General features: G+C 70.9%; 21 protein-coding genes and 2 tRNA genes. 16 read left to right on the top strand and 7 right to left on the bottom strand.

The window, feature by feature from the left end:
• The 4 genes from AB0M20_RS03190 to arfB all read left to right on the top strand — a co-directional run.
• The coding region (locus tag AB0M20_RS03190) for a trypsin-like peptidase domain-containing protein (protein ID WP_364292851.1) at positions 1–452 on the top strand (452 nt) is incomplete at its 5' end.
• 7 nt (positions 453–459) lie between these two features.
• On the top strand, positions 460–1137 hold the full coding sequence (locus tag AB0M20_RS03185; protein ID WP_364292848.1) for a response regulator transcription factor: 678 nt from the start codon (positions 460–462) through the stop codon (positions 1135–1137).
• Complete coding sequence (locus AB0M20_RS03180) at positions 1137–2318, top strand: HAMP domain-containing sensor histidine kinase (protein ID WP_364292845.1); 1182 nt, start codon at positions 1137–1139, stop codon at positions 2316–2318. Before AB0M20_RS03185 ends, AB0M20_RS03180 begins: the two co-directional genes overlap by 1 nt.
• A 48-nt stretch (positions 2319–2366) precedes the next feature.
• Positions 2367–2792, top strand: a complete 426-nt coding sequence (arfB, locus tag AB0M20_RS03175) for an alternative ribosome rescue aminoacyl-tRNA hydrolase ArfB (protein WP_364292842.1) — start codon at positions 2367–2369, stop codon at positions 2790–2792.
• Positions 2793–3163: 371 nt separating this feature from the next.
• Here arfB and AB0M20_RS03170 read toward each other — a convergent pair whose 3' ends face one another.
• Entirely contained in the window at positions 3164–4009 is an 846-nt protein-coding gene (locus AB0M20_RS03170) for a 3-methyladenine DNA glycosylase (RefSeq protein ID WP_364292860.1), read from the bottom strand.
• A gap of 143 nt (positions 4010–4152) precedes the next feature.
• On the opposite strand from AB0M20_RS03170, the gene AB0M20_RS03165 reads away from it, so the two are divergent.
• Positions 4153–4947 (top strand): fumarylacetoacetate hydrolase family protein, encoded by a 795-nt coding sequence (locus AB0M20_RS03165; RefSeq protein WP_364292839.1) that lies wholly within the window; start codon positions 4153–4155, stop codon positions 4945–4947.
• Here AB0M20_RS03165 and AB0M20_RS03160 read toward each other — a convergent pair.
• Positions 4934–5659 carry a TetR/AcrR family transcriptional regulator C-terminal domain-containing protein gene (locus tag AB0M20_RS03160; RefSeq protein ID WP_364292836.1) on the bottom strand — a complete coding sequence of 242 codons (726 nt, stop codon included), beginning with the start codon at positions 5657–5659 and terminating at the stop codon, positions 4934–4936. The genes AB0M20_RS03165 and AB0M20_RS03160 overlap by 14 nt on opposite strands.
• Positions 5660–5713: 54 nt before the next feature.
• Here AB0M20_RS03160 and AB0M20_RS03155 point away from each other — a divergent pair, with 54 nt between their 5' ends.
• From AB0M20_RS03155 to AB0M20_RS03145, 3 genes are all read left to right on the top strand, one after another.
• Entirely contained in the window at positions 5714–6532 is an 819-nt protein-coding gene (locus AB0M20_RS03155) for an NAD(P)H-binding protein (protein ID WP_364292833.1), read from the top strand.
• 70 nt (positions 6533–6602) lie between these two features.
• A tRNA-Gln gene (locus AB0M20_RS03150) sits at positions 6603–6674 on the top strand.
• Between the two features lie 81 nt (positions 6675–6755).
• Positions 6756–6828, top strand: a tRNA-Glu gene (locus tag AB0M20_RS03145).
• A 328-nt stretch (positions 6829–7156) separates the two neighbouring features.
• On the opposite strand, the gene AB0M20_RS03140 is transcribed toward AB0M20_RS03145, so the two are convergent.
• Positions 7157–7843 (bottom strand): IclR family transcriptional regulator, encoded by a 687-nt coding sequence (locus tag AB0M20_RS03140; RefSeq protein ID WP_364292830.1) that lies wholly within the window; start codon positions 7841–7843, stop codon positions 7157–7159.
• Between the two features lie 49 nt (positions 7844–7892).
• Between AB0M20_RS03140 and leuC the strand changes: the two genes are divergently transcribed.
• The 4 genes from leuC to AB0M20_RS03120 all read left to right on the top strand — a co-directional run bounded on the left by leuC (position 7893) and on the right by AB0M20_RS03120 (position 11397).
• Entirely contained in the window at positions 7893–9365 is a 1473-nt protein-coding gene (gene leuC, locus AB0M20_RS03135; protein ID WP_364292828.1) for a 3-isopropylmalate dehydratase large subunit, read from the top strand.
• Positions 9366–9375: 10 nt separating this feature from the next.
• Complete coding sequence (gene leuD, locus AB0M20_RS03130) at positions 9376–9963, top strand: 3-isopropylmalate dehydratase small subunit (RefSeq protein ID WP_364292825.1); 588 nt, start codon at positions 9376–9378, stop codon at positions 9961–9963.
• A 176-nt stretch (positions 9964–10139) separates the two neighbouring features.
• Positions 10140–10907, top strand: coding sequence for an HU family DNA-binding protein (locus AB0M20_RS03125; RefSeq protein ID WP_364292822.1), 768 nt, complete (start codon positions 10140–10142; stop codon positions 10905–10907).
• A gap of 103 nt (positions 10908–11010) precedes the next feature.
• A complete protein-coding gene (locus tag AB0M20_RS03120; protein WP_364292820.1) occupies positions 11011–11397 on the top strand; it encodes a hypothetical protein in 387 nt (128 codons plus the stop codon).
• Here AB0M20_RS03120 and AB0M20_RS03115 read toward each other — a convergent pair.
• The 4 genes from AB0M20_RS03115 to cofC form a co-directional block, all read right to left on the bottom strand.
• On the bottom strand, positions 11384–12238 hold the full coding sequence (locus AB0M20_RS03115; protein WP_364292817.1) for an NUDIX hydrolase: 855 nt from the start codon (positions 12236–12238) through the stop codon (positions 11384–11386). The genes AB0M20_RS03120 and AB0M20_RS03115 overlap by 14 nt on opposite strands.
• Entirely contained in the window at positions 12235–14334 is a 2100-nt protein-coding gene (locus AB0M20_RS03110; RefSeq protein WP_364292857.1) for an RNA degradosome polyphosphate kinase, read from the bottom strand. Before AB0M20_RS03110 ends, AB0M20_RS03115 begins: the two co-directional genes overlap by 4 nt.
• Positions 14335–14450: 116 nt before the next feature.
• The gene (locus AB0M20_RS03105; RefSeq protein WP_364292814.1) at positions 14451–14654 is read right to left on the bottom strand and encodes a cold-shock protein; all 204 of its coding nucleotides are present in this window, start codon (positions 14652–14654) and stop codon (positions 14451–14453) included.
• The gene (cofC, locus tag AB0M20_RS03100) at positions 14593–15288 is read right to left on the bottom strand and encodes a 2-phospho-L-lactate guanylyltransferase (RefSeq protein WP_364292811.1); all 696 of its coding nucleotides are present in this window, start codon (positions 15286–15288) and stop codon (positions 14593–14595) included. Before cofC ends, AB0M20_RS03105 begins: the two co-directional genes overlap by 62 nt.
• Positions 15289–15380: 92 nt before the next feature.
• On the opposite strand from cofC, the gene AB0M20_RS03095 reads away from it, so the two are divergent.
• From AB0M20_RS03095 to AB0M20_RS03080, 4 genes are all read left to right on the top strand, one after another.
• Positions 15381–16103, top strand: coding sequence for a lysophospholipid acyltransferase family protein (locus AB0M20_RS03095; protein ID WP_364292854.1), 723 nt, complete (start codon positions 15381–15383; stop codon positions 16101–16103).
• Complete coding sequence (locus AB0M20_RS03090; protein ID WP_364292808.1) at positions 16100–17095, top strand: NAD(P)H-dependent glycerol-3-phosphate dehydrogenase; 996 nt, start codon at positions 16100–16102, stop codon at positions 17093–17095. Before AB0M20_RS03095 ends, AB0M20_RS03090 begins: the two co-directional genes overlap by 4 nt.
• Positions 17092–18210, top strand: coding sequence for a cystathionine gamma-lyase (locus AB0M20_RS03085; RefSeq protein ID WP_364292805.1), 1119 nt, complete (start codon positions 17092–17094; stop codon positions 18208–18210). The genes AB0M20_RS03090 and AB0M20_RS03085 overlap by 4 nt, the downstream gene beginning before the upstream one ends.
• 75 nt (positions 18211–18285) lie before the next feature.
• Positions 18286–18777, top strand: coding sequence for a hypothetical protein (locus tag AB0M20_RS03080; RefSeq protein ID WP_364292802.1), 492 nt, complete (start codon positions 18286–18288; stop codon positions 18775–18777).
• The last annotated feature ends 276 nt before the right edge of the window (positions 18778–19053 follow it).

The following is a 19053-nucleotide window of genomic DNA, read 5'->3' as shown; positions in this document are numbered from 1 at the left end:
GCTCGCTCTCGGTCGTCGGCTCCGACGGCCGCCGGCTCACCGCCACGGTGGTCGGCACCGACCCGCGCAGCGACATCGCCGTGCTGCGCGTCGAACCGACCGCCGCACTGCGTCCCCTCGACCTCGCCGCCCCGAACGGGACCCGGGTCGGCGAGCCGGTGCTGGCGGTGGGCTCGCCGCTCGGCCTCTCCGGCTCGGTGACGGCGGGCATCGTCAGCGCGCTCGACCGGGAGGTACGCCTCGGCGGCGCCATCCGGCAGAACGCGGTGCAGACCGACGCGGCCATCAACCCTGGCAATTCGGGCGGACCGCTGGTCAACGCCCGAGGGGAGGTGATCGGGGTCAACACGGCCATCGCGACCCTCGAGGGTGGCGGAAACATCGGCATCGGGTTCGCCGTGCCCATCGAGCGGGCCCGTCAGGTGGCCACCAACCTCATCAGCCGTGGATAGTCGGAAGATGAGGCTGCTCGTGGTGGAAGACGAGGAAGACCTGGCCGAGGGCCTGCGGGTCGGGCTGTCCCGGACCGGATACGCGGTGGACGTCGCGGCGGACGCCGCCACCGCCTTCGACAGGCTGACCGTCAACGAGTACGACCTGATGCTACTCGACATCAACCTGCCGGACGGCGACGGCTTCACCCTGTGCCGGTCGTTGCGCAACGGCGAGGTGGTGACGCCCGGCGACGGCGACCTGCGAGTGCTGATGCTCACCGCCCGCGGCAGCCTCGACGACCGGGTGCGCGGCCTGGACGAGGGCGCGGACGACTATCTGGTGAAGCCGTTCGCCCTGGCCGAGCTGCTCGCCCGGGTCCGCGCGCTGCTGCGCCGCGACACCGCCGGCACCTCCGCGGTGGTCTCGGTCGGCCCGCTGCGCCTCGACTCCGCGCGGCACCTCGCCCTGCTCGACGGCGAGCGGCTCGCGCTGACGCCGAAGGAGTTCGCGGTGCTGCAGTACCTGATGCTGCGGCCCGGCCACGTCGTCTCCAGCGAGGAACTGCTCGAGCACGTGTGGGACGCCAACGCCGACCCGTTCACGCAGACCGTCCGGGTGACCGTCGGCACGCTGCGCCGCAAGCTCGGCGAGGGCTGGATCGACACCGTGGTGGGGCGCGGCTATCGGTTGCGGGAAGCCTGATGCACAGGCCTCGGATCTTCCGGTCCATCCGCTTCCGGCTCACCGTGCTCTACTCCACGCTGCTCTTCGCGCTGGCCGGCGCGGCGCTGGCCATCACGTACTTCGCGGTCGCGCAGACGGCCGAGCCGCGACCGGTCAACGCTCAGGTCGCGGGCGTCTATCGGAACAGGCAGTTCATCGGGACCGCGACAGTGGCCGAGATCAACGAGATCGAGGCCGCCGTGAACTTCAACACGCTCACCAATCTGCGCAACTATTCGCTGATCGCGCTGGGCGGGCTGTTCGTCGCCTCGCTGGGCATCGGCTGGGTGCTGTCCGGGCGGGCGCTGCGGCCGGTCGGGGCGATCGCGCGGACCACCCGCGACATCCAGGCGACCGACCTGTCCCGGCGCATCCGGCTGGACGGGCCGCACGACGAGCTGCGCGATCTGGCCGACACGATCGACTCGATGCTGGACCGGCTGGACGACGCGTTCCAGGCGCAGCGCCAGCTGATCGACGACGCGTCGCACGAGTTGCGCAGCCCGCTGGCGATCATCCGAACCAACCTGGACGCGTCGCTCGCCGTGCCGGAAGCGTCCGCCGCGGAACGGGAGCGCGCGGTCGCGGTCGTCGACCGTGCCACCACCCGGATGTCGCGGCTGGTCGAAGATCTGCTGGCCACCGCCCGGCGGGACGCGCAGGCGGTGCCGGACACGGAAGTGGACCTCGCGGCGGTCGCGCGGGAGGCGGGCGAGGAGTTCGGTTCCGCCCTTTTCCGGTACGACCTGAGCGACGACCTGCACGTCATCGGTGACCACGACGCCTTGCGCCGCGCGGTGGGCAACCTGCTGTCCAACGCGGTACGCCTGGCGCCGGCCGCCAGCACGGTGACGATCGCCACCGGCCGTGCGGATTCCTGGGTGTGGCTCGCGGTGGTCGACCGGGGCCCGGGTATCGCCCCCGAAGACCTGCCGCGGGTCTTCGACCGGTTCTGGCGCGGCGCGAACAACCCGGCGCCGGTGCGGGAACGCCGGACCGGGCTCGGCCTGGCCATCGTGCGGCAGATCGTCGAGTCGCACGGCGGGCAGGTGGCCGCGCATTCGTCGGTGGGGGCCGGCAGCACCTTCGTGATCTGGCTGCCCGCCATGGACCGCACCGCGGACTCGCCGCCGCCGGCCGCCAGCCCGTGGCCGCGATGATCGACAACCGCGTGGCGGCCGGGTCGCGCGGGGTGCGATGCTGGGCGCGTGCCGGACGACGTACACGTGAGTGATCGCTTGACGATCCCGGCCGCCGAGCTGTCCTGGCGCTTCTCGCGGTCGAGCGGGCCCGGCGGTCAGGGCGTGAACACCACCGACTCGCGCGTCGAGCTGTCCTGGGACCTGGCCGGCTCCGATCTGCTCCCGCCGGCGCTGAAGGAACGCGCCGCCGAACGCCTCGGCAACCGCCTCACCAACGGCATCCTGGTGGTCACGGCGTCCGAGCACCGCTCTCAGCTGCGCAACCGGGAGGCGGCAGCGGCCCGCCTGGCCGGGCTGGTGGCGGGGGCAATCGCCGCGCCGCCGCGCACCCGCCGGGCGACGCGCCCGTCCCGCGGCGCGGTGGAGCGCCGCATAGCCGACAAAAAACGCCGAGCCCAAACCAAGCGCAACCGCCGCCCCGACACCGACTGACCCCGAGCCGAAAAGTGGTAGCGCACCCACCTTTGCGGGGCTCGAACGCGTGGGTGGGCTACCACTTTGGGTGCGGCAAGCGAGAAGTGGTAGCGGAGAGGGCTATCGGGGACGCGGATGGGCTCGTGAGCTACCACTGTGGGGTGCGACCCGCTCGGGCAAGCGAGCAGTGGTAGCGCACCCACCTTTGCGGGGCTCGAACGCGTGGGTGGGCTACCACTTTGGGTGCGGCAAGCGAGAAGTGGTAGCGGAGAGGGCTTTCCGGGGCGCGGATGGGCTCTTGGGCTACCACTGGGCGGTGTGGCGCTACGGCCTTGCGCCACCGCATCGGTCGCTGCGCCGGCATTGTGGACTGGAGATGGCGCGTACCCCTATTGGTTGTGGGGTGCTACGGCCTTGCGGTTCGCCGAAGCCGCCGCCGGGCCCATCAGCTCCTCGCACACCCTGATCAGGCGCGCGCGCAGCGCCGCCGCACGCCGCGCGAACTCGCGCTGCCGGGCGATGTACTCGGCCTTGCCCTCGGCGGTCTCGATCTTCACCGCCGGCTGGCCATAGCTGGTCAGGTCGTAGGGCGAGGCCTGCATGTCGAGCAGGCGGATGTCCGCGGCCAGCGCGAAACAGTCCAGCGCCAGCGCGCCCGGGACGGCCGGTCCGAGCTTCGACGCCCACTTGTGGCAGTCCATCGCCGCGTGCAGGCAGCCGGGCTGGTCGAGATCCACCTGGGTGGCGCGGGTCGGCTGCAAACGATTCAATCCGACGGCCTCGGGCGTGAAGAACCGGAACGCGTCGAAGTGGGTGCAGCGGATCGGGTGGCGCTCGACCACCTCGTCGGTCGCGGCCTGGCCCAGCCGCAACGGCAGCGAATGGCGGTGCTCCTGCCCGCGGTAGACCATCGCCCACTCGTGCAGCCCGAAGCAGCCGGTGAAGACCGGGCGGGACGCCGTCGCCGCGAGCAGACCGTGGATGTAGCGGACGCTCTCGCCGCGGGCCTGCATGTACCCGTTCGTGTCCAGCGTCACGACGCCGTCGGGGAAGGTGCGGTAGAACTTCCAGCGCGCGTGGTCCGGCGTCAGGTCGGCGCCCGGTGCCAGGCCCGTGCCGACGCCCGGGTGCCAGCGCCGCATCTGGGCCGGCCGGGTGCCGTAGTAGTCGTAGAGGAAGTCCTCGATCGCGTGTCTCTCACCGCGGGCCTTGCGTGCCCGGTGCCCGGCGGTCATCTCGTCGGCGCGCTCGGCGTGTGCGCGGGCAAGCGGCAGCCACGTCGCCGGCGGCAGCGTCGTGGTGAGCACCCGACCAGCGTATCCACCGGGGGCGCGTAGGTTGAGAGGGCGTATCAGGCTTTCGAGGGATGGGGTTATCGGTGCGATTTGCTCGTTTTGTGCACGCCGGCGGGGTGTCGTTCGGCGTCGTCGAGGGTGAGGCGGGCGCAGGGCTGACCGTGGCCGAGATCGGCAGCCTGCCCTTCGAGGAGGTGCGCTTCACCGGGCAGCGGTGGGCGCTGGCCGACGTGCGGCTGCTCGCGCCGATCTTCTCCAGCAAGGTGATCGGCGTCGGCCGCAACTACGCCGAGCACGCCGCCGAGATGGGCAACGAGCTGCCCAAGGAGCCGCTGATCTTCATCAAGCCGTCCACGTCGGTGATCGGCCCCAACGACGCGATCCGGCTGCCACCGCAGTCGAAGCAGGTCGAGCACGAGGCCGAGCTGGGCGTGGTGATCGGCGCGACCGGCGCCCGCCGGGTGGACCGGGCCGGCGCCGAGCGGGCGATCTTCGGCTACACCTGCGGCAACGACGTCACCGCCCGCGACCTGCAGCGGTCCGACCCCCAGTGGACCCGGGCCAAGGGCTTCGACTCGTTCTGCCCGCTGGGCCCGTGGATCGTGACCGGCCTGGACGTCAGCGACCTCGAGGTGCGCTGCGAGGTCGGCCGCGACCCGGAGGCGATGGAGGTGCGCCAGCTCGGCCGCACCAAGGACATGATCTTCGACGTGCCGACGCTGGTGTCCTATGTGTCGCACGTCATGACGCTGCTGCCGGGCGACGTGATCCTGACCGGCACGCCGGCCGGCGTCGGGCCGATCGAGGCGGGCGACACGGTCTCGGTGACCGTCCAGGGCATCGGCTCGATCAACAACCCGGTGGTCACCCTGGAGTGATCCCGTCCAGGATCAGACCCAACCCATAGGTGTACGGGTCCGGCTGCTCATCGGTGAAGCCGCCGGCCAGCCAGAGATCGTTCATGGTGGGATGCCGCTCGACGTCGAAGAAGTCCTCCCACAGCTGTGAGCGGTCCTGCCACCACTCGTCGGTGGTCTGCCCGGAGGAGCGGCGCAGCAGCTCGCTCTCGGCCTCGGCGCGGGCCGCCGACACCACGAACATCTGGATCGTGACGGCGGCCGTGTTCACCTGCGCCGGTCGCAGACCCAGGCCGGCCACGGTGGACAGCACGTACTCCCGCTCGGCCAGCATGCCCGGGCCGGGCGGCGGGCGGATCTGCGACACCTCGGCCAGCCACAGGTGCTCGGCGTACATGGCCCGGGTGCGCTCGGCGTAGAGCAGCACCTGGTCCCGCCAGGACTCCGGGCGCGGCTCGCCCGGCGCGGGCAGCGCGCGCCGGGCCGACACCTCGTCCACCATCAGGTCGATCAGGTCGTCGCGGGACGGCACGTAGCTGTAGAGCGTCATGGTGCCGACGCCCAGGTCCGCCGCCAGCCGGGCCATCGTGACCGCGTCCAGGCCGTCGGCGTCGGCGTGCGCGATCGCCCTGTGCACCACCGCGTCCACGGTGAGCTTGGCGGGCCGGCCGGTGCGCTTCGCGGTGCTCGGCACGGTCCCGCGGAACAGCAGCGGAAGGATGCGATCACTCATGGACAAGTTGTACCCTGGGTTTTCGTATCTGATACGAAAAGAGGTGGGTGAGTCGTGAAGATCCTGGTCACCGGGGCCACCGGCAACGTCGGGCGACTGGTCGTGGACGAGTTGCTGGCCCGCGGCGCGACCGACGTGCGGGCGCTGACCAACCACCCCGCGCGGGCGGCGCTGCCGGCGGATGTCGAGATCGTCGAGGGCTTCGTGGGCCGGCCGTCCTCGATGCCCGCGGCACTGAACGGTGTGGAGCGGATGTACCTGGCGCCCTACCCGCCGACCGCCTTCGAGGTGTGCCGGATGGCGGCCGACGCCGGGGTGCGGCACATCGTGGACATGGCCGGGGAGAAGGGCGGGAACTGGCAGGTGATCGAGGACGCGGTGGAGGCCTCCGGCGTGCCCTGGACCCATCTCGAGCCCGGCGAGTTCATGACCAACGCCGGGATCTGGGCGGAGCAGATCAAAGCCGGCGACGTGGTGCGGGACACCCTGGGCGACGTGGTCAACGCCCCGATCGCCCTGGAGGACATCGCGGCGGTGGCAGCGAAGATCCTCGTCGAGGGCGGGCACCACGGGTGCTCGTACCCGATGACCGGGCCGCAGGCGCTCAGCCGGCGGGAGAAGGTGGCGGCCATCGGCGCCGCGCTGGGCCGCCGCCTGATCTTCGAGGATCTGCCGCGGGAGGCGGCGATCGAGCAGTTGTCGCTGGTCATGGGCGAGTACGCGACCTGGTTTGTGGACGGCCAGGCCACCCTCGCCGACTACCCCCAGGCCGCCGGCACCACCGTCGCCGACCTGCTCGGGCGGCCGGCGATGACCTTCGCGGAGTGGGCCCGGCGGCATGCCGACGAGTTCCGGCCTGGCGTAAACGCCTGACGGTGCCCCGATTTGGCGGGCACCATGGGCTCAGGTAGAGTTCTGCACCGGCACGGCAAGCCGTGCTGAATGGGGTATGGGGTAATTGGCAGCCCGACTGATTCTGGTTCAGTTAGTCTAGGTTCGAGTCCTGGTACCCCAGCGCAGCCGGTCCCGCGAGGGCGGCAGTGCTGGAATTCTGGTAAGGTTCCGCACCGTCGTTCCAAGCGAGAATGGCAGTCTTGGCCCCGTCGTCTAGCGGCCTAGGACGCCGCCCTCTCAAGGCGGTAGCGAGGGTTCGAATCCCTTCGGGGCTACAAAGTGCGAGGCCCGCGGTTTTCCGCGGGCCTCAAATCTTTTCCGGGTACGCGCACCCTCCGGTCCCCGCCCCAACGCGATCAAGGCGGTGGGACCGGGCCATAGCGCCGCCGTCCGGCCCGGCGGGTGCCGGAAGTGGTAGCCCACGGGTCCATCCGCGCCCCCGGTGCACTCTTGCCCTACCACTCAGGCCGATTTGTCCGCAGCCGCACCCCGAAGTGGTAGCGCAGAGGTCTGTCCGAGGCCCGGATGGCCTGCTGGGCTACCACTTGTCCTGACCGTCGCCAAGACGGCGGCCCCAGCCGTGCACCCCGGCTCGATGGTCGGTCAGAGGCCGGAGAGCCGCTGTCCGGCCCGGACCACCGCCATTGCGTGGCGCTCGCCCGGGCGGCGGCCCAGGCGTTCTATCGGGCCGCTTATTGAGATGGCTGCGATGACCCGGCCTGTTCTGTCTCGGATCGGGGCCGAGACGCTGGCCACTCCGGGCTCTCGCTCGGCCACGCTCTGGGCCCAGCCCCGGCGGCGGACCTCGGCCAGCGTGCGGCCGGTGAACTTGCACCTCGGCAGCAGTGGCATCACCGCCTCCGGGGGCTCCCACGCCAGGAGGATCTGAGCCGCCGAGCCCGCGGTCATCGGCAGCACCGAGCCGACCGGGACCGTGTCCCGCAGACCGCTCGCCCGCTCCGCCGCCGCCACGCATATACGTTCGTCCGCGCGGCGCAAGTACAATTGACCACTTTCCCCGGTCGCGTCCCGCAGGGCGGACAGCAACGGCTCGGCGGCGGTCAGCAGCACGTCGGGCGCGGCGTTCGCCAGCTCGCCGAGACGGGGGCCCGGACGCCAGCGGCCCTGTGTGTCGCGCACCAGCATCCGGTGGATCTCCAGTGCCTGGGCCAGGCGATGTGCCGTCGCACGCGGCAGCTTCGTCCGGTCCACCAACTCGGCCAGGCTGGCGCCGTCCACGCAGGCCGCGAGGATGACGACCGCCTTGTCGAGAACGCCGACACCGCTCATACTGTGTCCCACAAGCCGAAACATACCTCCCAGAATTTAGGATGTCCAGATGGTGGGAGTCACTCCGGATCCCAAACCCCGGACCCTGGCCGAGAAGGTCTGGGACGACCATGTCGTGCGGTCCGCCGACGGCGAGCCCGACCTGCTCTACATCGACCTGCATCTGTTGCACGAGGTGACCAGCCCGCAGGCCTTCGACGGCCTGCGTCTGGCCGGCCGTCCGGTGCGCCGGGTCGACCTGACGCTCGCGACCGAGGATCACAACACCCCGACGGGCTACGACGACCCGTCCTTCAACATCCGGCGCGGCGATCTCCTCACGATCACCGACACGATCTCGCGCACCCAGATCGAGACGCTGCGGAAGAACTGCGCCGAGTTCGGCGTGCAGATCCGCTCGCTCGGCAACGAGGAGCAGGGCATCGTGCACGTGATCGGGCCCCAGCTCGGTCTGACCCAGCCCGGCATGACGATCGTCTGCGGCGACTCGCACACCGCGACGCACGGCGCCTTCGGCGCACTGGCCTTCGGCATCGGCACCAGTGAGGTCGAGCACGTGCTCGCCACCCAGACGCTGCCGCAGACGAAGCCCAAGACGATGGCCGTCACGGTCACCGGCGAGCTCCGGCCCGGCGTCACCGCCAAGGACCTGATCCTCGCGCTGATCACCCAGGTGGGCACCGGAGGCGGCAACGGCCACATCGTGGAGTACCGCGGCGAGGCGATCCGCAAGCTCTCCATGGAGGGCCGGATGACCATCTGCAACATGTCGATCGAGTGGGGCGCCAAGGCCGGCATGATCGCGCCGGACGACACCACTTTTGCGTACCTCGAGGGCAAGCAGCACGCTCCGCGAGGCGCCGAGTGGGACGCCGCCGTCGAGTACTGGCGGTCGCTGGCCACCGATGCGGACGCCGAGTACGACACCGAGGTGATCCTGGACGCGTCGGCGATCAGCCCGTTCGTCACGTGGGGCACCAACCCCGGGCAGGGCGCGGCGCTGAACGACCGGGTGCCCGACCCGGAGGAGTTCGTCGACGAGGTCGAGCGCAATGCCGCCCGGCGCGCGCTGGAGTACATGGGACTCCAGGCCGGCACCCCGTTGCGCGACGTGCCCGTCGACGTGGTCTTCGTGGGCTCCTGCACCAACGGGCGGCTCGAGGATCTGCGGGCCGCGGCCGAGGTGCTGCGCGGCCACCGGGTGCACGACGACGTCCGCATGATGATCGTGCCGGGCTCGTTCCGGGTGCGCGAGGCGGCCGAGGCGGAGGGTCTGGACAAGGTCTTCACCGAGGCCGGCGCCGAGTGGCGGTTCGCCGGGTGCTCGATGTGCCTGGGGATGAACCCCGACACGCTCAGCCCCGGGGAGCGCGCCGCCTCCACCTCCAACCGCAACTTCGAGGGCCGGCAGGGCAAGGGTGGGCGTACCCATCTGGTCTCGCCTCAGGTCGCGGCCGCGACGGCCGTCGTCGGCAGGCTCGCCGCGCCGAGTGACCTGACCCCGACCGATCCGAAGGCCTGAGGTAACGACCATGGACAAGTTCACCACTCACACCGGCGCGGTGATGCCGCTGCGCCGTTCCGATGTGGACACCGACCAGATCATCCCCGCGGTCTACCTGAAGCGGGTGACCCGGACCGGTTTCGAGGACGGGCTGTTCCGGGCCTGGCGCGATGATCCGGCCTTCGTGCTCAACAATCCGGCCCACGCCGGCGCCACCATCCTCGTGGCCGGCCCCAACTTCGGCACCGGGTCGTCCCGGCAGCACGCCGTCTGGGCGCTGCGCGACTGGGGCTTCAAGGCCGTCATCGCCCCCCGGTTCGGCGACATCTTCCGCGGCAACGCCCTCAAGGAGGGTCTGCTGCCGGTGCAGCTGGAGCTGAAAGCCGTTGAGGCGCTGTGGGAGATGGCCGACAGCGAGCCGGACAAGGAGATCACCGTCGACCTGGGCGCCCGCGAGGTGCGCGTGGACGATGCCGTCTGGGCCTTCCCGATCGACGATTTCAGCCGCTGGCGGCTCATGGAGGGCCTCGACGACATCGGACTGACGCTTCGACACGAGGAGGACATCACCTCGTACGAGAAAACTCGTCCTGCTTTCAAGCCGGTCACCGTCTAGGCCGAAAAGCCTAGTCAGAGCCGCCTTTCGGCGCTTCCCGCATACTCCGCGGGGTGCGATTTCCTTGTGACACAACGCTTTTTTTCATGCAGATGTTTGTGTCTGCTGGTCAAAGGGCATACGGTCGCCGCAGAATGGCTCGCATTGGGCCAGTTCTCACGTCCGGGAGGAAAACCGTGAACAAGGCCGAGCTCATCGAGGCGCTCGCCGCCCGACTGGGGGACCGGAAAACAGCGACAGCGGCGCTGGATGCGGTCATCAGCGAGGTGGAGAACGCCGTCACCAAGGGCGATCGGGTCGCCATCACCGGCTTCGGTGTCTTCGAGAAGCGGGCGCGCAATGCGCGTACCGCGCGCAATCCGCGCACCGGCGAACCGGTGAAGGTGAAGAAGACATCCGTGCCGGCCTTCAAACCGGGTACGGCATTCCGGGAGATGGTCGCCAGCGGCAAGGTCGCCAAGGCGGCCGCTGCCAAGAAGACCACTGCCAAGGCCGCACCCGCCAAGTCGACGACCCGCACCGCCGCGGCCACCAAGACTGCGGCGGCGAAGAAGACCACTGCCAAGGCCACGCCGGCGAAGGCCGCCACCAAGACGGCTCCGGCGAAGGCTGCCACGAAGTCCACGGCGGCCAAGAAGACGACGGCCACGAAGGCAACCGCGACCAGGACGGCCGCGGCGAAGAAGACGACGGCCACGCCGGCAAAGAAGACGGCGGCGAAGACGACGGCCGCCAAGAAGACCACCACCCCGGCGAAGAAGACGACGGCCACCAAGGCCGCGGCGAAGTCGACGCCGGCCAAGAAGACCACCACCACGACCGCAGCGAAGACGACCGCCGCCAAGAAGACGACGGCTCGTAAGACCACGGCGGCCACGGCCCGGACGACCCCGTCCGCAACGGCCACGACCGCCCGCACCACCGCCGCTCGCAAGACCAAATAGAGGGTCTGAGCGGTCCGCTGACAAGCGAAAGGCGTCCACCCGTACGGTGGACGCCTTTCGTGTGTCCCGGCGCCGTACGCGCGGCTGAGCCTACGGTCTCGCCATGGACCCCAGGAGTGGCCCGCCACGCGGGCTCGTCAGCCGCTCGCTCGTCGCCGTCATGGTCTTCGCCGCCGGCATGCTGCCCGGGTGGATCCTGGGCGACCTGGCCGAACGATGGTCCGGCAACGGGCTGCTGGACTGGCTGATCACATGCGCCTGGACGGCCGCGGCGATGGTCGTGCTGGCGCCGCACGCGTCCTACCGGCGGCGGGACGCCTGGCTGGGCATGGTGCCGCTGCTCGGGTGGTACCTGGTCGCGGTGATGGCGTGGCGGGTGGCGCTGCTGCCGTACCGGGACTGGGAACCGCGCGACGACGAGATGTGGCGGGCGCGATGGCTCGCCGGCGATCTCGTGGGTTTGTGGAAGGTCTCCTCTAGAGCCGGCTGAGGCCCGCGGCGTTCTCGCCGGACCAGGCGATCACCCAGCCGCCACCTTTCGGGGTCTTGTAAACGGCCGAATCCGCTTCGCCCACCAGAGCGGACAACAGGTGCGGCATCAGCTTTCCCTGACTGCACGCGACCGCGGTCGGGCCGGCCCGCAATTCGGCCAGCCGGGAAAGCCCGGCGCGGACCCGCTCATCGATCTCATCGGGGTCAGCCGGCTCGGCGAATGCGGCGTCCATGACGATCGGCAGATCGAGTTTCGCCGCCAACGGCTCGAGGGTCTGCTTGCACCGCAACGGGGTCGCCGCGAAGAGCCGCCGCGGGCCGAAGAGAATCAGCACCTCCGCCAGCGCCTCGGATTCGGTGAGACCTTGCGGGTCGATCGGCCGGAGCGCGTCGTTGCCGCTCCACTTCTTCCGTTCGCCGGCGTGCGCATGCCGGACGATCGGGGTGACCGCGGTGATCTCCTCGACCGCGGTCGCGTGTGCCAGCACGTCGCGATCGGTGGCGTAAGAGAACCGCTCCAGGGCCGCCTCCGGGGTCACGAAGGCGACCTCGTCCACCTCGTCGCCGGCCTCGAAGGCGCCGGGGACACCACGCATCAGCCAGAAGTCCACCGTCTTCGGTCGGCCGTCGGGCAGGTCGTACGAGACCTCCGGGAGGCGGAGCAGCGGCTCCCCGCGTACCCCCGTCTCCTCGAGAAGCTCGCGCACCGCCGCCCGCAACGGATGCTCCCCGGCCTTGAGCTTGCCCTTGGGCAGGCTCCAATCGTCGTAGGCCGGGCGGTGCACGATGCACACCCGGTCGCCGGTGCGGACGACCGCCCCCGCGGCGCGGACGCTCACGCGCCCCTGCCGATGATCCGGCGCAGCAACGCCTCCTGCAGATGGATGTGCCGCGCTGTGGGGTCGGCCGGGCGCCGGTGCCAGGTGCCGTCACCGGCCAGGTCCCAGCCCTCGCTGTCGTCGGCCATGGACAGGCTCAGGACGTTGCGCAGATCGTCCTGGGCGGACGGCAGCGTCACCCGCACCAACGCCTCGACGCGGCGGTCCAGGTTGCGGTGCATGAGATCGGCCGACCCGATCCAGTACTCCTCGTCATCGCCCACGCCGAACCGGAACACCCGCGAGTGCTCCAGGAACCGGCCGACGATCGAGCGCACCCGGATGTTCTCCGACAGGCCCGGCACGCCCGGCCGCAGCGAACACATGCCGCGGATGATGAGGTCGACCTTCACGCCGTCGCGGGAGGCGCGGTAAAGCGCGTCGCAGGTCTCCTCGTCCACCAGAGAGTTCACCTTGAACTGCACCAGGGCCTCGCCGCCACCGCGCGCGATCCGGGCCTGCTCCTCGATCCGCTCGATCAGGCCCTTGCGGACGCCGTGCGGCGCGACCAGCAGGCGGCGGAACGCCGTCTGCCGGCTGTACCCGGTCAGCACGTTGAACAGATCGGTGACGTCGGCGCCCACCTCGGGGTCGGCGGTCAGCATGCCGAAGTCCTCGTACAGCCGGGCGGTCTTGGGGTGGTAGTTGCCCGTGCCGATGTGGCAGTAACGCTTGATCTGGTTGCCCTCCTGGCGTACCACCAACGCGGTTTTGCAGTGGGTCTTCAGACCCACCAGGCCGTAGACGACGTGACAGCCGGCGCGTTCCAGCGTGCGCGCCCAGCCGATGTTGGCCACCTCGTCGAACCGCGCCTTCACCTCCACCAGCACCACCACCTGCTTGCCGGCGGCGGCCGCGTCGACCAGCGCGTCCACGATCGGGGAGTCACCGCTGGTGCGGTAGAGCGTCTGCTTGATGGCCAGCACGTTGGGATCGGCGGCGGCCTGCTCGATGAACCGCTGCACGCTGGTGGAGAACGCGTGGTACGGGTGGTGCACCAGAATGTCGCACTCGCGCAGCCGGTTGAAGACGCTGCGCGGCACCTCACCGTCGGCCAGCTGCGGATGCGTGGCCGGCACGAACGGGCGGTCCTTGAGATCGTCGCGGTCGACCTCGCCGAAGACCTGCCACAGCCCCGACAGGTCGAGCAGGCCCGGCACCCGCAGCACGTCGTTGCCGTCCATGTCGAGCTCCCGCTGGAGCAGGTCGAGCACGTGGTCGCTGATCGAGGCGGCCACCTCCAGCCGCACCGGCGGGCCGAACCGCCGCTGCGCGAGCTCGCGTTCCAGCGCCTGCAGCAGGTCCTCGTCGCGGTCCTCGTCGACCTCCACCTCGGCGTTGCGGGTCACCCGGAAGAGATGCCACTCGAGCACCTGCATGCCGGAGAAGAGCTGATCGAGATGGACGGCGATGAGCTCCTCGACGGGCAGGAACCGGGTGCCGCGGCTGTCGTTCTGCACGGTCACGAAGCGCGGCACGTTGTTCGGCACCTTGACCCGGGCGAACAGCTCGGTGCTGTTGTCGGCCGGGTCGCGCAGCACCACGGCGAGATTCAGCGACCGCGACGAGATGTACGGGAACGGGTGCGCCGGATCCACCGCCAGCGGGGTCAGCACCGGGAACACCTGCTCGCGGAAGTACGTACGCAACCGCTCGCGCTCCGGCGCGTCCAGCTCGCCCCAGCTGACCAGCTCGATGCCCTCTGCCGACAGCTTCGGCCGCACCTCCTCGGCGAAGCAGGCGGCGTGCCGGCTCACCAGGTCGGCGGCCCGCTCGGTGATCATCTCGAGCTGGTTGCGCAGCGACACCCGGTCGCCGCCGCGCATCGGCAGGCCGGCGTTCAGGCGACGCTTCAACCCGGCGACCCGCACCATGTAGAACTCGTCCAGGTTGCTGGCGAAGATGGCCAGGAACTTGGCCCGCTCGAGCAGCGGCGTCTCCGGATCCTCGGCCAGGGCCAGCACCCGCGCGTTGAAATCGAGCCAGGAGAGCTCGCGGTTGAGGAACCGGTCCTCGGGCAGGTCGTCGGCCTCGGGCGCGAGCGGCTCCTCGATCATGTGCCGGGGGACTTCCGGGCGGGGGAGGAAGCGGCCGTCGGGCCCACGCTGAGGAGGGGTGGTCATTGCTCCATCATCACCCGATAGTGGCCACCGCGAAACGAACAAGTTGAAGATCAGCCGGGAGCGATCCCGGGCAGCCGGAGCTGCTCGACCGTGCCCTCGCCGGTGGTGTGGATCACGACGCGCTGCCCGAGGCGCAGCAGGCGCAGCCCCGACCGGTGGAAGGCGTCGGCCGGAAAGGCCAGCTCAGAGCCGTCATCCAGGAGCAACGTCCCGGTGTGCGACTCGGCATCGAAGGTTGCGACGGTTCCCTGCATGCTTCTCTCCCTCAAGGTCACGCAGCAGTGCGCCGGTCCGCGGACCCGGCCCGATCTCCAGCACCGCCCGAAGATCATCTGCCGTGTCCACGTCCTGCCGCAGCCCCGGCCACTGCCCCGGCCACTGCCCCGGCCACTGCTCCGTGATGTTGGTCGCCCTGCTGTGCTCGTGGGCCCGCGCCGACCCGACGCCGAAGTGCGGGTCGAGATCAAATCCTTCGAGTACGGCGAGAAGCACCGTCCCCGTGCCCGCCGCGTCGGCGACGAACGACCTCACATCGACCTTCTCCAGCGCCGACGAGAGCTCCTCCGGCCGCAACGCCGGCAGATCCCCGGTCATCGCGATCCGCCGCCGGTCGCGCCCGGCCACCACGTCCGCCCCGAACCGGAACGCCGCGTTCAGCCCCGCGCGCGGCTCGTCCGGCACCGCCCGCGCGCCGAGCTGCCGGGCCACCGCGGCCGCCGCCGGGTCGTCGGTGACCACCAGCAGCTCGTCCACCTCGGGGCAGGCCAGCACCGCCGCGGCGGTGTCGCCGAGCATCGCCAGTGCCAGCTCGCCGTGCCGCGCGGTGGGTACCGCACCGCGCAGACGGCTCTTGGCCGCGCCCAGCCGCTTCACCGGAACGACCGCCACCCAACCTCTTCGCACGCACCCATCCTGCCCCCTCCTGGTAAGCGCCGACCTAAGCAGGCATGATTTCGACGCAGGTGGAGATGGGAGACTTCGTGGCGCGGCGCGAGTACGGGTTCTGGCAGTGGCTGGCGGTCGGGTTGGTGCTGCCCGTCATGAAGGTCATGACCAAGCCGTCCTGGCGCGGCCAGGAGCACCTTCCGCCCGGCCGGATGATCCTGGCCCCCAACCACGTCTCGCACTTCGATCCCCTGGTGCTGGCGCACTTCATCTACGCCGCCGACCGCTGGCCGCGGTATCTCGCCAAGGCCAGCCTCTGGAAGATCCCGGTGATGGGACCGTTCCTGCGCAAGCTCCAGCAGATCCCGGTGGAGCGCGGCAGCGTGGAGGCGGCGCGGAGCCTGGACACGCTGGTGAGCGCCCTGGATCAGGGCGGGGTCGTGGTCATCTATCCCGAGGGCACCACCACCAAGGAGCCCGACCTGTGGCCGATGCGCGGCAAGACCGGCGCCGCCCGGCTCGCCCTGCTGACCGGCGCACCGGTCATCCCGGTGGCGAACTGGGGCGCGGACCGGATCTTCGACCCGCGCACCTCGAAGTTCAAGTTCCGCTGGCGCACGCCGGTCAGCGTGATCGCCGGGCCCCCGGTCGATCTGAGCAAGTGGCAGGGCGAGACGCCGTCGAAGCAGGTTCTCGAGGAGATGACCGACACCATCATGCTGGCCACCCGAGACCTCCTCGCCGACATCCGCGGGGGCCAGCCGCCGCCGCTCTGGTCGCCGCCGCGCCGCGGCAACCCGCCGGCGGTGGCCGAGTGACCCGCGCCGCCGTGCTCGGCTCGGGCGCGTGGGGGACGGCCTTCGCCAAGGTGCTGGCCGAGGCCGGCGCCGACGTGCGGATCTGGGCCCGGCGCGCCGCGGTCGTCGACGCCATCAACAACGACGGCGTCAACGAGGGCTCACTGCCCGGCGTGAAGTTGCATCGGCGGATCAGCGCGACCGGCGACCTCGACGAGGCGGTGCGCGACGCCGAGATGGTGGCGATCGCGGTGCCCTCGCAGACGCTGCGCGGCAACCTGGCCGAGTGGGCCGGGGCGTTCCACCGCGACGCCACGCTGATCTCGCTGATGAAGGGGATCGAGCTGGGCACCACCAAGCGGATGAGCGAGGTGATGGTGGAGACCGCCCGGGTCGACCCGGCGCGGGTGGTGGTCGTCTCCGGGCCCAACCTGGCGCCCGAGATCGCCGCCGAGCAGCCGGCCGCGACCGTGGTGGCGGGCCTCGACCAGGGGCGGGCGCAGGCGGTGCAGCAGGCCATCGCGTTGCCCTATCTGCGGCCGTACACCAGCGAGGACGTGGTCGGCTGCGAGATGGGCGGGGCCGTCAAGAACGTGATCGCGCTCGCGTACGGGATGGCGAACGCGATGGGGATGGGCGACAACACCAAGGCGTCGCTGATCACCCGCGGGCTGGCCGAGACCGCGCGGCTGGGCGTGGCGGTGGGCGCCGACCCGATGACCTTCGCCGGGCTGGCCGGGCTGGGCGACCTGGTGGCCACCTGCTCGTCGCCGCTGTCGCGCAACCGCACCTTCGGCGAGCACCTGGGCCGAGGCGAGTCGCTGGAGCAGGCGCAGACGGCGACCCGGCAGACCGCCGAGGGTGTGAAGAGCTGCCTGGCGATCCGGGATCTGGCGCGGGCGCACGGCGTGGAGATGCCGATCACCGAGCAGGTCGAGCGGGTGTGCCACGAGGGCGTGGACCCGCGGGTCGCGGTGAAGCTGCTGATGGGACGGGAGATGAAGCCCGAATGAGCTGGGGGGACTCCACTCGGGCCGTACACGCCGGCCTGCCCGCGCCGGTGCCCGGTGAGCCCTTCCTGCCGGGCCCGGTGTTCGTCGCGCCCTATCACCTGGATCCCGCCGCCGGGCCGGGGGAGAACGGCTACGGCCGCCCGGACAACCCGACCCGGCGGGCGCTCGAGTCGGCGATCGGCGAGCTGGAGGGCGGCGCGGTGCGGGCCTTCGCCACCGGCATGGCCGCGGTCACCGGCCTGCTGCTCGGCGTGCTGCGGACCGGGGACACGGTGGCGCTGCCGTCCGACGGCTACTTCACCACCCGGTCGTTCGCCGCCGGGTTCCTCCGCGACCTCGGCGTCAGCACCGTGCTGGTGCCGACCGCCGGGCCGTACCCGTCCTTCGAGGGCGTCCGGCTGGTGTTGCTCGAGACGCCGGCCAACCCGGGCCTGGACGTGTGCGACCTGCGCGCGCTGTCGGCGGCGGCGCACACTTCGGGCGCGCTGGTGGCGGTGGACAACACGACGGCGACGCCGCTGGGCCAGCAGCCGCTGGCGCTCGGCGCGGACGTGTCGGTGGCGTCGGGCACCAAGGCTCTGACGGGCCATTCGGACGTGCTGTTGGGGTACGTGGCCACGAACGACACGGCGCTGCTGGAGCGGCTGACGACGTGGCGCAACCAGACGGGCGCGATCCCGGGCGCCTTCGACTGCTGGCTCGCGCACCGCTCGATGGGCACGATGGATTTGCGCCTGGCCCGCCAGTCGTCGAACGCGGCCGCGGTGGCGAGCTTCCTGAAGGCACGCGCGGACGTCTCCGGCGTGCGCTGGCCGGGCCTGCCCGACGACCCGTCGCACGAGCTGGCGTCGTCGCAGATGCGCCGCTTCCCGGGCGTGGTCTCGTTCGACCTCGGCAGCGCCGAGCGGGTGACGGGCTTCTTGCGGGCGAGCACGCTGGTCTTCGCGGCGACGTCGTTCGGCGGCCTGCACACGACGGCCGACCGCCGGGCCCAGTGGGGCGACGACACGGCGGAGGGCTTCGTGCGTCTCTCCTGCGGGGTCGAGGACGAGGCGGACCTGCTGGCAGATCTGGCGGCGGCTCTGGATCAAACCTTGCCGGGTACGCGGCCCTGAGAAGTCCCCGCCCCGAAGCGACCTGAGCGGTCGGTCCGGGCCGTGGCGCCACCATCCGGCCGTTGGGAGGACGCCATGACCGGCGACGATGTGCTGGAGATCCTGGACGTCCTGCGGAAGGCGGGCGCGGACATCTGGATCGGCGGCGGATGGGGCATCGACGCGCTGCTCGGAACGCAGACCCGGGCCCACCGCGACCTGGATCTGATGCACCGCCAGGAGCAGGAGGACATCGTCGTCGCCGCGCTCACCGGCGCGGGCTTCACCGAGACGCTGGACTGGCGTCCGATCCGCTTCGTGGTCACCGACGCCCGTGGACGCGAGATCGACCTGCACCCGCTGGTCTTCGCGGCCGACGGAAGCGCGACCCAGGCGTCAACCGACCCGGACGAGCCGTTCCGCTACCCGGCGGAGTGCTTCGTCACGGGCGAGATCGAGCACAGCCCTGTCGGCTGCCTCTCGGCGGAACAACAGGCCTATTTCCACCAGGGCTACGACCCGACAGACCGGGACCGCCAAGACATGGCCCAACTACGCAAAGCCTTCAACATCAAAACCCACTTCTGACCTCCGGGACGAGCCCACAAGTGGTAGCCCACCCACGCGTCGGGACCGCGGCCGGGTGGCTGAGCTACCACTGTGGCTGGGCCGAGCGCGGTGGGAACGAGAAGTGGTAGCCCACCCACGCGTCCGGGCCTCGGGCGGGTGGCTGAGCTACCACTGTGGCTGGGCCGAGCGCGGTGGGCACCGGAAGTGGTAGCCCACCCACGCGTGGAGGCCTCGCAAACGTGGCTGGGCTACCACTGTGGGCTTGGCGCGCCTGGTGGGCACGGGAAGTGGTAG

It is taken from the genome of Actinoplanes sp. NPDC051633, assembly GCF_040681735.1.
Taxonomy (GTDB): domain Bacteria; phylum Actinomycetota; class Actinomycetes; order Mycobacteriales; family Micromonosporaceae; genus Actinoplanes.
The sequence above is the reverse complement of the archived record's forward strand: the minus strand, read 5'-3'. Positions and strand labels throughout refer to the sequence as shown.